8 protein-coding genes and 1 tRNA gene are annotated in these 14,275 nt (G+C 66.8%); 4 read left to right on the top strand and 5 right to left on the bottom strand.

Annotated elements, in window-relative coordinates; genetic code table 11:
• Positions 1-26 precede the first annotated feature (26 nt).
• The 3 genes from AC1DVU_RS20335 to AC1DVU_RS20325 form a co-directional block, all read right to left on the bottom strand.
• The gene (locus AC1DVU_RS20335; protein ID WP_476924270.1) at positions 27-2,075 is read right to left on the bottom strand and encodes a vWA domain-containing protein; all 2,049 of its coding nucleotides are present in this window, start codon (positions 2,073-2,075) and stop codon (positions 27-29) included.
• The gene (locus AC1DVU_RS20330; RefSeq protein ID WP_476924269.1) at positions 2,068-3,453 is read right to left on the bottom strand and encodes a MoxR family ATPase; all 1,386 of its coding nucleotides are present in this window, start codon (positions 3,451-3,453) and stop codon (positions 2,068-2,070) included. Before AC1DVU_RS20330 ends, AC1DVU_RS20335 begins: the two co-directional genes overlap by 8 nt.
• A 98-nt stretch (positions 3,454-3,551) precedes the next feature.
• A complete protein-coding gene (locus tag AC1DVU_RS20325) occupies positions 3,552-5,114 on the bottom strand; it encodes a glycoside hydrolase family 68 protein (protein WP_476924268.1) in 1,563 nt (520 codons plus the stop codon).
• A gap of 317 nt (positions 5,115-5,431) precedes the next feature.
• On the opposite strand from AC1DVU_RS20325, the gene AC1DVU_RS20320 reads away from it, so the two are divergent.
• A complete protein-coding gene (locus AC1DVU_RS20320) occupies positions 5,432-6,952 on the top strand; it encodes a glycoside hydrolase family 32 protein (protein ID WP_476924267.1) in 1,521 nt (506 codons plus the stop codon).
• Between the two features lie 58 nt (positions 6,953-7,010).
• Here the strand turns inward: AC1DVU_RS20320 and AC1DVU_RS20315 are convergent.
• Positions 7,011-7,095: transfer RNA gene (locus AC1DVU_RS20315), tRNA-Leu, on the bottom strand.
• A 486-nt stretch (positions 7,096-7,581) separates the two neighbouring features.
• Positions 7,582-8,862 (bottom strand): DUF445 domain-containing protein, encoded by a 1,281-nt coding sequence (locus tag AC1DVU_RS20310; RefSeq protein WP_476924266.1) that lies wholly within the window; start codon positions 8,860-8,862, stop codon positions 7,582-7,584.
• Positions 8,863-8,995: 133 nt separating this feature from the next.
• Here AC1DVU_RS20310 and ypfJ point away from each other — a divergent pair, with 133 nt between their 5' ends.
• The 3 genes from ypfJ to hrpA are packed head-to-tail and all read left to right on the top strand — an operon-like array spanning position 8,996 to position 14,272.
• Complete coding sequence (gene ypfJ, locus AC1DVU_RS20305) at positions 8,996-9,901, top strand: KPN_02809 family neutral zinc metallopeptidase (protein ID WP_476924265.1); 906 nt, start codon at positions 8,996-8,998, stop codon at positions 9,899-9,901.
• 2 nt (positions 9,902-9,903) lie between these two features.
• Positions 9,904-10,668: a CPBP family intramembrane glutamic endopeptidase gene (locus AC1DVU_RS20300; protein WP_476924264.1), complete on the top strand. Its 765-nt coding sequence runs from the start codon at positions 9,904-9,906 to the stop codon at positions 10,666-10,668.
• Between the two features lie 4 nt (positions 10,669-10,672).
• Positions 10,673-14,272 (top strand): ATP-dependent RNA helicase HrpA, encoded by a 3,600-nt coding sequence (hrpA, locus tag AC1DVU_RS20295; RefSeq protein ID WP_476924263.1) that lies wholly within the window; start codon positions 10,673-10,675, stop codon positions 14,270-14,272.
• Positions 14,273-14,275 lie beyond the last annotated feature (3 nt).

The raw sequence follows: 14,275 nt of genomic DNA, 5'->3' as shown, positions 1-14,275 counted from the left end.
CGCCAGCAGGTGAACCAGTCAAGGGATCAGCTGACCCAGAAGCCTCGTCCGCCGCCGAACATGTCGCCGTACGTGCCTCCGAACCCTCCGCGCGGGTCACGTGAGCCGAGATAGGAGCCGACGACTGCAGCGCCGAGGTCATCCAGCTCCGGCGCCACGACCGTGCCGCCGGCCCGCTTCGCCATCGAGTCGATGAACCGGGCCAGCCCGGGATCCTCGCCGAGCCGGAAGAACGTCGTCTGCGCGCCGAGGCGCGCCGAGTTGTCGAGCTCCCGCACGGCGTACGCAACGGTCACCGGATGGGGCGGATAGCTGAAGAACACCTCGCCGCTGGACTCCAGGTGTGAGGTGGGCTCTCCGTCGGTCACGATGAGCAGCACCGGCTGGGCGTGGGGATGCTTGCGGAAGTGCCGGTTGGCGAGCAGCAGGGCGTGGTGCAGGTTGGTGCCCTTGTCGTACATCGCGTCGAGCCCGGTGAGCTGCTCGATGTCCATGACCTCGGCGTGCCGGCCGAACCCGATGAGCTGCAGGTCGTCGCCGCGGAACCGGCTCGTGATGAGGGTGTGCAGCGCGAGGGCCGTGCGCTTCATCGGCACCCAGCGACCGTCCATCGCCATCGAGAACGAGGTGTCGACGAGCAGCGCCACGCACGCCTGCGTACGCGCCTCGGTCTCCTGGACCTCGACGTCGCCGATCTCGATCTTCACGCGGCCCGTCGTCGAGCCGCCCTCCCCCGCGATGCGCGTGACGGCATTGGTGATCGTGCGGGTCACGTCCCACGGCTCGGTGTCCCCGAATGCCCACTCCCGCGTGGCGCCCGAGCGCTCGCCGGCCGCCCCGGCCTGCCGGATGTCGCGGTTGCCCTGCCGACCGGACATCGTGTTGGCGACATCACGCAGCAGCGCCTTGCCGAGCTGACGCATCGCCTTGGGGGTCAGCTTGAGCTGACCGTCAGACCCTCGTTTCATCGTGCCGGAGTCCCGCAGGGCCTGCTCGAGCCGCTGGAGCGTACGCGCGTCGACCGACGCCTCATCGCCGATATGACGGGCGAGCTTGTCGAGGTCGAGATCGTCCATGCGGGAGCCGTTGTACGACTGCGAGAGCTGTTCGGAGAGCTCGTCGAGGTCGGCGATGTCCTGGAAGACACCCGTGCCGTCACCGAGACCGAGTCCCTCCTCGCCGTCCATCGACTCCGAGCTGCCCCAGTCCTCGCCGGGACGCGCGGACTGCAGGTTGCCGTCCAGTCGGGCCAGGGACGACATCAGCTCCGGCGAGCCGAACGCCTGCTGCGCCAGGGCGTCGAGCTCGTCGCGCTGCTCCTGGGTCATCGAGTTGCGCAACCGCTGCGCGGCGGCGGCACGCTGGGCCAACGAGTCAAGCAGCTCGTCGATGTTGCGCGGGTTCTCCGGGAAGAATTCCCCGTGCTTGTCCATGAACTCGTCGAACTGTTCCTGACTGTCGTCGCCGCGATTGTGCGCCTCGAGCAGCTCGTTGAGATCGTCGAGCATCTCGTTGATCGCCGCCCGATCCTCGTCGGTGGCGTTCTCGAGCGCGTTCTTCATGCCGGCGAAGCGCTGGTCGAGCATCTCGCGACCCAAGAGGTCCTTGATCTTCTCGTAGTCCTCGCGGGCGGCGCTGCTCTGCCAGTCGTAGTCGCTCAGCTGGCTGACGGCGGCGGCCGGCGAAGGCGGCAGGTTGTCGAGCTGCATCTGGGCGAAGGCACGTTCACTGTCGTCCATCTCGACGTCGCGGGCCAGCTGCTTGCGCTCCTCGAGGACCGCGTGCTCGAGCAGCTCCTTGACCTCCTGGAGCGTTCCGTCGAGGTTGTGCCTCTGGGTCAGCTCGCGCCGGCGCTCGGCGACTCGCCGGGCCAGGTCGTCGAGACCGGCCTGGTCCTTGCCGCCTCGCCGCAGGAACTCCCGCATGGCTCGCTCCGGCGAATAGCCCGCCATCACGTCCTCACCGATCGCGTCGAGTGCCTCGGCCAGGTCAACTGGCGGCGCGAGCGGGTCGGGCCCGTCGACGTACTTGCCGTAGCGGGCAGCTCGGGTGAGCCTGCGGTTGGCTCTAGCCATAGATGATTTCGCCCCCACCGGTGTCCTTGCTGACCTTGCGCGCGAGGTAGAGACCCTCGAGCGCCAGCTCGATGGCTCCGGCGCGCTGGCCGTCGTTCGTCGCGCCCAGACGCTCGCAGACGTCGTCGTACAGCTCGGACTCGCCGAGCACCGGGAGACCGGTGAGGAAGTCGCGGGCGGTGACCTGCTCCCCCGTCGTGACGATCGTGCCGTTCTCGATCGCGTCGACCAGCACGGTGAAGTCGATGCCGCGGAAGTGGGCCCGTACGGTCTCGGCCGTTGCAGATCGCAGCAGATGGTCGAGGATCTCGTCCTCGCGACCTTCCTCGCCGGACTCGAACTCGATCTTGCCGCCAAGCACGTCAACAGCGGTCTCGAGGTCGACTGGACGCGCCACGGCCTCGTCCTCACCCTGACGGGTGGCGCGGTGGATCGCTGCGGCCGCGATCGTCTCGGCGCCCGCGATCGCAAAGCGGGCGCTGACGCCGCTGCGCTGATCCACGGCGCTCGACTCGCGCAGGCCGCGGGTGAAGCGGGCGAGGATCTCGACCAGGTAGTCCGGCACGTCGGCGACCAGCTCGGCCTCCTGGCGGATCACCGCGACCTCGTCGACCAGCTCGGTCGGGTAGTGCGTACGGATCTCGGCGCCGAACCGGTCCTTCAGCGGCGTGATGATCCGGCCACGGTTGGTGTAGTCCTCAGGGTTGGCGCTCGCCATGACGAGGACATCGAGCGGCAGCCGCAGGACATACCCGCGGATCTGGATGTCACGCTCCTCCATCACGTTGAGCATCGCGACCTGGATGCGCTCGGCGAGGTCCGGCAGCTCGTTGATCGCCACGATGCCGCGGTGACTGCGCGGGATGAGGCCGAAGTGGATCGTCTCGGGGTCGCCCAGGCTGCGCCCTTCGGCGACCTTCATCGGATCGACGTCGCCGATCAGGTCGGCGACGCTGGTGTCAGGCGTGGCGAGCTTCTCGGCGTACCTCTCGTCACGGTGGCGCCATGCGACCGGGAGATCGTCTCCGAGCTCCGCGGCACGGCGCAGGCTCGTCGCGGTGATGGGCTCGAACGGGTGCTCGCCGAGCTCTGCCCCATCGATGACGGGAGTCCACTCGTCGAGCAGGCCGGCCATCGTACGCAGCAGACGGGTCTTGCCCTGCCCGCGCTCGCCGAGCAGGACGACGTCGTGCCCGGCGATGAGGGCTCGCTCGAGCTGCGGGATCACGGTGGCCTCGAAACCGTGCAGGCCTGGCCAGGGGTCGCGGCCCTCGCGGAGGGCGGAGAGGAGGTTGTCGCGGATCTCGGCGCGCAGGGTCTTGTGCACGTGGCCAGAAGCCCGCAGTGCGCCGACCGTCGCGATGGTGGGAGGGGTCACATCAACAACGCTACTGCGGCGCGCAACGCTGGAGGGAACTCCAACGAGCCCCCGCCCAGACCGAAGCCTGCGCGGGGGCTCGCCGCGTGCTTGCAGCGTCAGCCGCGATAGCGCTTGTTCGCCGGAATGTCGCCGTATCCGCCGAGGCCGCCGTCACCGTAGCTGCGGTCGACTGCGGTCGTGCTCCCGTCGATCTTCAAGCGAACGGTCGGGGCCAGAGAACCGCCCCGCCGGGTCCCGATCGCGTCGATGAACGACTCGACCAGGCCGCCAGGCATCACGTAGTGCGAGTACGACTGATAGGCGTTGGGATTCTCGTCCGGCAGGATGTTCGACGGCGCCCCGAATGCCGTGTTGAGGTCGGTCGGGTTGCCCAGCGCCAGCCCGCTGCCCTTGTTGACCGGCTGGTAGTCGCTGCGCACGCCCTTGCCGACGAAGGCGTAGACGCCGTCAGGTCCGTCGATACCGGCCGCGTAGGTGCTGCGGTGGCTGATCGTGAACAGGTAGTACTTGCCGTCCTTGAGGTAGATCTGCGGCCGCTCGGTCTGATCGGTCACGCAGTTCGCCGACAGGATCGGATCCAGGAAGTGCCACTTCGTCAGGGACTTGTTGTCCGCGACTGCGAGCCCGACGTTGGCCTGTTGGTACGTCGCGCCGGAGTCGAGCACGTCGTCAACTGTCTCGGCGTTGGGATCACCGGGACGGTAGCCGAGATCGGCTTCGTTGCACGTACGCGCTCCGCGGGTCACCGCGGTGTTGCCCTCGAACACCATGAAGGTCTTGCCGGGATGAGCCGGATCAGTGAACGTGAACGGGTCGCGGAAGTTGTAGAACGGGTTCTGTTCGCCGTTCTGGTAGCGCACGCCGTCAGGCCGCAGCAGCTCGTGCTGCTTCGTGAAACCGGTGAACCAGACCCGATTCTTGTTGGCGTGGATGGTTCCCTCGCTCTGGGCGATTCGTGCGTCCGCGGGGCTGATGTCGTTGCCGTCACTGTCACGGTTGAACGCCAGGTCCGTGTAGAACGCACGCAGCTTGTTGCCCTTGAAGATTCGCGTCGATCCGGACCATTCCGCCTGGTGCGTGTAGGTCTGCCCCTTGAAGAGCGAGGCCGTGGCTCCGTCGGGGAACACATTGCCCCCGTAGATCCAGCCGCCGTTCTTGGGACGCTTGGACGCTGGGATGCCCGCCTTGCGATAGAAGTAGCCCTGTCGCGCATGGATGTGCCGGTCGTCGAACGTGTAGCCGGCGTGGCGGTCCGCGGTGAGCGCGAAGATGACTTCCCAGCCCTTGTAGCTGAACTGGTCGGCCTTGTCGTCGGTGAGCGTCCAGGTGTCCCAGACCCACACATCCGGATTCGTGTCCGGGAAGTCCCCGGGAATCTTCGGCATCGTCAAAGACTCCGGCAGTGAGTTCTCCCCGGGCGCGACGGTTGGATCCGACTGTGCCTTGATCTGGCGAGCGTCGGCTCGTGTCCATTTCGCCGTGAAGTCGGCGTACGGGCTGTAGGCACGCTGTGTGTGGATCGTGGGATCCGGGAAGCCTGGGCCGGCTTCCGCTGGTGAGGTGGCGACATAGCTGGCCCCGACCAGCACCGCGGCGAGGACGCCATTGACGGCTATTCGCCGCGTACGGCGGCTGCCTGGATTCGCGAAACTGCGCATGACAATTCTTCTCCCCCCGAACGTCCCGGGGCCGACCCCGATGGACAACCTCCCGAGATGCGTTCGTTCTTTCGCAGGGACGCTAGGCGGGCAATCAACACGTGTCAACAGTGGGCGCCCGAGTTGCACGACGACGAAAAACCGCTATGGATCGATTGGATCAACCACCCGTTTTCACCGCGAAATCCGCCTCGACTCATCAGCCGAGATCGAGACCTCCGGCACGCAAACAGTCCCGAACTACGCTGAGTCCCAACAGCGGAGGAGCCGGCGTCGAAGCCGACCGGCCGGGGTCTGTAGGGGGAAGGACTACCGACGTGGAACGACGAGCTTTTCTGTCGCTCGGTGCTGCGGCGCTACTGGCTGCCTGCACCTCAGAACAAGCCCAGGACACGCGGCCTCGGCCATTGCTACGTCGATCGTCCGACGCATTCCGCCCGCGCGTCCACTACTCCCCCGCACACGGCAATCTCGCGGATCCCAACGGACTGGTGTACGTGGACGGCGAGTACCACTTGTTCTACCAGCACGACGGCAGGTGGGCCCACGCCGTCAGCAAGGACCGACTGTTCTGGCGTGATCTCGGCATTGCCCTGGACCGAGAGGGCGAGGACCAGGCGCTCTCGGGCAGCGCGGTCGTCGACCGTCACAACACCAGCGGTCTGGTGCACGGCAGCAACGGCATCGTGGCGGTGTTCACCTGCACGTGTGCTGGTGAGGCACAGAGCATCGCTGCCAGCTCGGACCGGGGCCTCGAGTTCGTGCGCTATCGCGGCAATCCGGTGCTTCACAACGATGGTGCGGTGGACTTCAGAGATCCGAAGGTCTTCTGGCACTCGCAGTCCGAGTCCTGGGTGATGGTGGTCAGCAACGGAGACTACGTCTCCATCTTCGGATCGCCGGACCTGATCAGCTGGTCGCACCTGAGCGACTTCGGTCAGGACAACGGCCTGCACACCGCGGTCTGGGAGTGCCCAGATCTTTTCCCACTCCCCCTCGACGGACGTGAGGACGCCATCCTGTGGGTCCTTCACGTCAGTGTCGGCGACAGCGAAGCCACGGATGGATCGACATCGCAATACTTCGTCGGAACGTTCGACGGGACGACGTTCACCAACCAGAACGCGGCCGACGAGGTGATGGTGACCGACTTCGGCCAGGACTTCTACGCGGCCCAGACCTGGTCAGATGACCGCCAGGTCGACAAGGTCTGGATCGGGTGGATGGGCAATTGGCGCTACCCCTACGGCACGCCCACAGGTTCGTGGCACGGTGCCATGTCCCTGCCACGGACGTTGAGCCTGGAGACTCGCGGCGGGCGCCCGCGTGTCGTCCAACGTGTCATCGACACCGCGCCGTTGCGGCTCAAGTCGGTGTCTGTGGCCGATTTCGACGTCGAGGACATCCATGTCCTGCCGTTTCACCACAAGGCGTACGAGCTGGAGGCCAACGTCGAGTGGGAGCAGCTCGACGAGGTCGCCGTGCACGTCCGACGGGGTGAGCACGAGTTCGTCAGCGCGGGTTTCGACGCGCGCAACGGAAGCGTCTTTGTCGACAGGTCGTCATCGGGCTCAGAACCGGTCCTCGACCGGGATGGCAACCCAGTCCCGTTGGGTCGGCGCACGCAACCTGTCGACGACCCGAACATGACGAAGCTTCACGTGCACGCCGTCGTCGACACGGGTTCGGTCGAGGTCTTCTTCGACACCGGCAGATATGTCGCATCCGTCCTGGTGTTCACCGACGAGAGCAACGACGGCATCGCATGGCAGGCGACGGGCGGCACGGCGACCGTGCGCGACTGCCGGATCAGTGAGCTCGGGACCATCTGGAGCTGACCCGTCGAGGCAAAGAAAAACACCACCGCTCAGACCTGAGCGGTGGTGCCATTTCGTGTGTCCGAGGGGGGACTTGAACCCCCACGCCCCTTACAGGGCACTAGCACCTCAAGCTAGCGCGTCTACCATTCCGCCACCCGGACAAGCGCCTGTATGACGGGCGCGGTGCAGCACTGAACTTTAGCAAAGACCCGTCGGTGTTCCGAATCGGGTAGGCGCTTTGGTGGTGCCGTCGTGAGCGGCTCATTGGCACCGCACGGAAATAGTTGGCACAATTAGTCGAGGCCCCGGAAAGTATGAGTTTCCGGGGCCTCATTGTGATCGAGTGTGATGAGCTCTCTCATCCAGAATCCTTCGTCTTTCCCGCCTGTCACATCACTGACCGGCTGCCGTTGACTTGCGTCGCTGGCCATGGGATCGAATCTGGATTCTTTCCCGCTTTCCCGAAGGATTGCGTAGGTCATTTGTATGCCCCGGGCGACCAGGCGCGCAAGGGATTTTCTGAAGTTTCTGGGCTATTTCTCGAGAATGTGTCACTTACCCACAGAGTGACCTACGTCACCCACAAGCATCGCCCTGTTATGCACATGTTTTCCACATTCTGTGGCTAACGACGTCGACGAAAATCGTCAGAGGAGCGTCGAGACGGCATGGATCGCGATGCCGGCAAGGCCGCCGACGACGGTTCCGTTGATGCGAATGAACTGCAGGTCCCGACCGACGTGCAGCTCGATGCGCTCCGCGGTCTCCTTGCCGTCCCACCGGTTGACCGTCGCGGAGATGATGGTCGCCACCTCGCTGCCGTAGTGGTTGACGGCGTATGCGGCGACGTCCGAGATCGTCGCGTCGATACGGCGGTCGAGCTCGGGGTCGTCGATCAGCCGCTGGCCGAACGCCTCGATCTCCTCGAGCGCCCGGCGGCGGAGCAGACCGCTCTCGTCCGCGAGCGATCCGATCAGGGCACGACGGAGCGCGTCCCACAGACGTACCGACGTCGTGCCCACTCGCGGCTGCGACAGGACGCGCTCCTTGAGGTTCTCGAAGCGCGTACGTGTCTCGGCGTCGTGCTGGAGCCCGTCGGCGAGGTCGGTCAGCCACCGGTTGAGCGCGATGCGCGCGTTGTGGTCCGGGGTGCGGCCGATCTCGGCGACCCACTCCACGACCTGCTCGTGCACCCACCCGGCGACACGCTTGTCGAGCCACGACGGCGTCCACGAGGGTGCGCGGTTCTCGATCAACGCCGAGACCTCGTCCTCGTTGATCGAGAGCCAACGGCCCAGCTCGTCCAGTGCGAGGTCGACCAGGCCACGGTGAGCGTCGTCGCGCAGGATCTCCTCGAGCAGCTGTCCGACGACGAGGCTGAGCTCCTCCTCCTTGAGCCGCGGGATCAGCGCCTCCTGGATCACGGCAGCGACATCGCTCTCCTTCACGTGGCGGAGCGCGTCGGCGAGCACGCGCGAACCTTCCGCCACCAGGCGTTCGCTGTGACCGTCCGTGACGAGCCACTCCCCGACCCGGCGGCTGACTCCGGCGGACTGGATGCGCTCGCGTACGACGTCCTCACGCAGGAAGTTGTCGGTGACGAACTCCTGCAGGCTCGCCCCGAGGGACTCCTTGCGGTTCGGGATGATCGCGGTGTGCGGGATCGGCAGGCCGAGGGGATGCCGGAACAGCGCGGTGACGGCGAACCAGTCCGCGATCGCGCCGACCATGGCTGCCTCGGCGCCGGCGTTGACATAGCCCAGCCAACCATCGTCGTGATTGCGGGTGAGGACATAGATGACGGCAGCGAGGATCAGCAGGGACAACGCGAGCGCACGCATGCGCCGCAGGCCTCCGAGGCGTGCTGTGTCGCCGGCCGACAGGCCCTCCGGCATCTGGAAGCTCGCACTGGCATCTGTCGAGGTCACAGCACGACACTAACGGCGGGCGGTTCCCTCCGCTCTGCGTAGACTTCGGGCATGAGCGAGCGCCAGCGAGTGAATCATGAGGCAGCATCATGACGTCACCTCACTATCGTGGGCTTTTCTGTGAGGTGACGTCATGACCTTCAACGAGGGCGCCGATCTCGACACGAGCCAGGTGACCGGTGGCGGTGGCGGCGTCCGCGGTGGCGCGGTGATCGGCGGAGGCGCAGGAGGTCTCATCCTGCTGATCCTCGCCCTGATCTTCGGTGGCGACGTCACCGGCGGAGGCGCGGGCGCAAACCCCTTCGATCCCGGCCAGGTCCAGGCCGGCGGCGAGACCTCGACGACCGACTTCTCGCAGTGCAAGACCGGCGCGGACGCCAACCGGGACGCGACGTGCCGGATCATCGGCACGGTCAACAGCGTCCAGGACTACTGGACCGACGCGCTGCCGGCCGATGTGCAGCGTCAGTACCAGCAGGCCAAGACCGTGATCTACTCCGGCTCGACGCAGTCCGCGTGCGGTGTCGCGTCGAATGCGACCGGCCCGTTCTACTGCCCGTCGGACCAGCGTGTCTACATCGATGCGAGCTTCTTCGACGAGCTGACCAGCCGCTTCGGGGCCGACGACGGCGCACTGGCGCAGGAGTACGTCGTGGCGCACGAGTACGGCCACCACGTGGAGAACCTGCTCGGCTTCCTCGCCAAGGGCCAGGACGGCCAGACCGGCCCGCTCAGCAATGGCGTACGCATTGAGCTCATGGCCGACTGCATGGCCGGCGTCTGGGCCAATCACGCCTCCACCACCAAGGACGCTGACGGCAACACCCTCCTGAAGCCGCTGACCGACGACGACATCAAGTCGGCCCTCTCGGCGGCATCTGCCGTGGGCGACGACCGTATCCAAAAGGCGTCGACGGGCCGGGTCAACCAGGAGTCGTGGACCCACGGGTCGAGCGAGTCGCGTCAACGTTGGTTCCTTGCCGGCTACCACGGCGGCTCTGTCAACCAGTGCGACACGTTCAGCACTGACGACCTCTGACGGTGTCTGATCGTGCGGTAGCCGACCGTCGGCTGAAGACCGAGATCTGGATCGTCCTCGGGCTGTCGCTCGGTGCGTCAGCGGTCTACGCCGTGGTCAGCCTTGCCGCCAAGGTCACGCAGCCCGGCGGGCTCAGGAAGTCGACGGCGACGCTCAACGCGAACCAGAGTCCACGCGAGTGGCTCGACCTGACCTACCAGCTGTTGGGCATCGGCTTCGCGATCGTCCCGGTAGCCCTGGCGATCTACCTGATGACGCTCGACAAGGACCAGCCGCCGGTGCGTGAGCGGCTCGGCTTCGATCGCGGCGGCGCCTGGAGCAACATCGTGTGGGGTTCGCTCCTGGCCGCCGTGATCGGCTTGCCCGGCATCGGCCTCTACTTCGCCGGCCGGGCCATGGGCATTACTGCCGAGATCGTCACAAGCCCGCTCGACACCTACTGGTGGACCGTCCCGGTCCTGATCCTCGCGGCGGTCAAGAACGCGGTCATCGAGGAGTTCATCGTGGTCGGCTACCTGATGAACCGCCTGCGCCAGCTCAATTGGGGCGTGCCGCAGACAATCCTGGCGAGTGCCGTGTTGCGGGGCAGCTATCACCTCTATCAGGGAGTGGGCCAGGCGTTCGGCAACTTCGTGATGGGGCTGGTGTTCGGCTACTGGTTCACCCGTACGAAGCGGGTGTTGCCGCTCGTCGTCGCGCACACGATCCTCGACGTCATCTCGTTCGTGGGCTACGGATTCCTCAAAGACCACGTGAGCTGGCTGTGACCTCATGAAGATCGGGTACGACGAGGCACTGCCGATCACGGCGCGCCATGACGACATCGCGGCCGCGATTCGTGACCACCAGGTCGTCGTGGTGGCCGGCGAGACCGGGTCGGGCAAGACGACGCAGCTGCCGAAGATCGCGTACGAGCTGGGCCGCCGGAGCATCGCGCACACCCAGCCCAGACGCATCGCCGCCCGGTCGGTGGCCAAGCGAATCGCCGACGAGTGTGACGTCGAGCTCGGCGCTGAAGTCGGTTATGCCGTGCGGTTCGACGACCGTACGAGCGCCGACACCGCGATCCGGCTCGTCACCGACGGGTTGTTGCTGGCCGAGGTGCACGGCGATCGCCGACTCGAGCGATACGACACGATCATCATCGACGAGGCGCACGAGCGATCGCTGTCGATCGACTTCCTCCTGGGCTACCTCAAGCAGCTGCTCCCCCGCCGCCCTGACCTCAAGGTGATCATCACCTCGGCGACGATCGACGTGGAGCGGTTCGCGGAGATGTTCGACGCGCCGGTGATCGAGGTCAGCGGGCGTACGTATCCGGTCGAGGTCCGCTACCGCCCGCTGACGGAGTCCGACGCGGGCGACATGCTCGAGGGCATCGCCGACGCGATCTCGGAGCTGCCGCGGGACGGCGACATCCTGGTGTTCCTCTCCGGCGAGCGGGAGATCCGGGACGCCGCGGAGTTCCTCGCGGGCAAGAAGTACGCGCGCACCGAGATCCTGCCGCTGTACGGACGCCTGGCCGCCGGCGACCAGCAGAAGATCTTCAGCGACCACCCGGGTCGACGCATCGTGCTCGCCACGAACGTCGCCGAGACGTCGCTGACCGTGCCCGGCATCCGGTTCGTCATCGACCCGGGGTTCGCCCGCATCTCCCGGTTCAGTCAGCGGCTCAAGGTGCAGCGCCTCCCGATCGAGCCGATCTCGCAGGCGAGCGCCGCCCAGCGGGCCGGCCGCTGTGGCCGCGTCGCCGACGGCATCTGCATCCGCCTGTACGCCGAGGAGGACTTCGAGAGCCGCCCGGAGTTCACCGATCCCGAGATCCAGCGGACCAACCTGGCGTCGGTGCTGCTGCAGATGGCGTCACTCGACCTCGGCGCGATCAAGGACTTCCCGTTCCTCGACCCGCCCGACTCCCGAGCCGTCACCGACGGGCTCAACCTGTTGTACGAGCTGGGTGCGCTCGGAACGGACCAGTCCGGCAGCCAGCGACTGACCGCGATCGGCCGCTCGATGGCCACCCTGCCGACCGATCCGCGCCTCGGCCGGATGCTGTTGGCGGCTGACCGGCTCGGCTGCCTGGCCGACGTGCTCGTCATCGTCTCGGCGATGTCGATCCAGGACCCGCGCGAACGTCCACTGGACCACCAGCAAGCAGCGGACGAGAAGCACCGCCGGTTCGTCGAGCCCGACTCGGACTTCCTGTCGTGGCTGACGCTGTGGAAGTACATCCGCGAGCAGCGCGACACCCTCTCGAGCTCGGCCTTTCGACGGATGTGCCGCGATGAGTACCTGCACTACCTCCGCATCCGTGAGTGGCACGACGTGCACTCGCAGCTGCGCCGCACGGCCAAGGACCTCAAGCTCAAGCCCGGCAACCCCGGAGCGGATCCGGACCTGATCCACCAGGCGCTGCTGACCGGACTGTTGTCGCACGTGGGCCTGCGGGAGCTCGACGGCCGGGAGTTTCTCGGCGCCCGGCAGGCGAAGTTCATGATCTTCCCCGGCTCCGGCCTGGCCAAGAAACCGCCGCGGATGGTCATGGTGGGCGAGCTCGTCGAGACCAGCCGCTTGTGGGGGCGTACGGCTGCCAAGATCCATCCGGAGTGGGTCGAGGAGGCCGGCGAGCACCTGGTCAACCGGTCCTACAGCGAGCCGCACTGGTCGCGGAAGCGCGGCGCGGTGATGGCCCGCGAGAAGGTGCTCCTCTACGGGATCCCGATCATCGTCGACCGGTTGGTGCAGTACGGCCGCGTCGATCCCGTGGTGTCGCGGGAGCTGTTCATCCGGCACGCCCTCGTGCAGGGCGAGTGGCGTACGCACCACAAGTTCTATGCCAGGAACCAGGCCATGATCGAGCAGGTCGAGGAGCTGGAGGAACGCCTGCGCCGCCGCGACCTGCGAGTGGATGACGAGACGCTGTACGCGTTCTACGACGAGCGGGTCCCCGCTCACGTCGTGTCGACGCGCCATTTCGACTCGTGGTGGAAAAAGACGCGCATTGACCAGCCGGACCTGCTGACGTTCGACCCGGCGATGCTCGGCCGCGACGCGGAGGGAGCTGACGCGGAGTTTCCCCGCGAGTGGCACTCCGACGGCGAGGCATACCCGCTGACGTACGCCTTCGAGCCCGGCATGCAGGACGACGGTGTCACGGTCGACCTGCCGATCGAGAGGCTGCTGACCGTCGATGACCGGGCGTTCGACTGGCACGTGCCGGGGCATCGGGTCGAGCTCGTGACAGAGCTCATCCGGTCGCTGCCCAAGGCGCTGCGCCGGGAGTTCGTCCCGGCCGGCCAGTTTGCTCCTCGCCTGGTCGAGGCGATGGATCCGGATGCCGCGGACCTGAGCGAGGAGCTCGCCCGCCAGATGCGGCTCCTCAACGGCACGCTCGTCCGCCCGGAGGACTTCAACTTCAGTGCCCTACCCGGACACCTGAGGGTGACGTTCCGCGTCGTGGAGAACGGCGTCGAGCTGTCGCGGGGCAAGGACCTCGAGGCACTGCGCACCGAGCTGGCGAGCCATGTGCGCGCCGACCTGACCGAAGCGGCACGGCAGGAGGAACGATCAGGCCTGCTCGCGTGGACCGTCGGCGACATCGACCGGACGATCTCCGCCGGTCAGGTCACGGGATTCCCCGCGCTGGTCGACGAGGGCACATCGGTAGCGCTGCGCGTCCTGGACTCCGAGGCCGAGCAGACTGCCGCGATGCCGCGCGGACAGGCGCGACTGCTCTCCTTCTCGCTGGCAACACCCGTGCCCCAGCTCGGACGTTCACTCGACCTCCGCGCCAAGCTGCTGCTCTCGACCGGACCGCATGCCGATGCTGCTGCGGTGATCGAGGAGTGCTGGCTCGCGGCCCTCGAAGCGCTGCTCCTACGCCATGGCAGCCCGGTCTGGGACGAGGAGTCGTTCGACGCGCTGCGCGAGGCCGTGCGCGCCGAGGCGTACGACGAGACGGAGCGCGCGGTTCACGCCGTCATCGACGTGCTGCACGCGCTCGGCGAGGTCATCCCGACCCCGCCGACCGAGGCCGGCGAGGACGTACGCGTGCAGCTGTCGTGGTTGGTCTATCCGGGGTTCATCCGCGATGCCGGGGTGACCCAGCTGCGACGCATCCCGCTCTACCTCGAGGCCGCTCGGCGGCGGCTCTCCGCCCCGCTCACGGACGACCTGCTGGCCGCCCAGGAGCTCGAGGCGAGGTTCCACGAGCGTACGGCCGCGTTGTCGCCCTGGGCCCGCCTCTCCCCCGAGGTCCAGCACGTTCGCTGGGCGCTGGAGGAGCTGCGGCTGAGCCTGCTGGCCCAGAACCTCAGGACAGCGTTCCCCGTGTCGGTCAAGCGAGTGACCGCACTGGTGGATGCGCTGTAGGCG

The sequence above is a fragment of the Aeromicrobium sp. P2_G6 genome (assembly GCF_056403535.1).
This window is presented reverse-complemented; position numbering and strand designations above follow the sequence as displayed.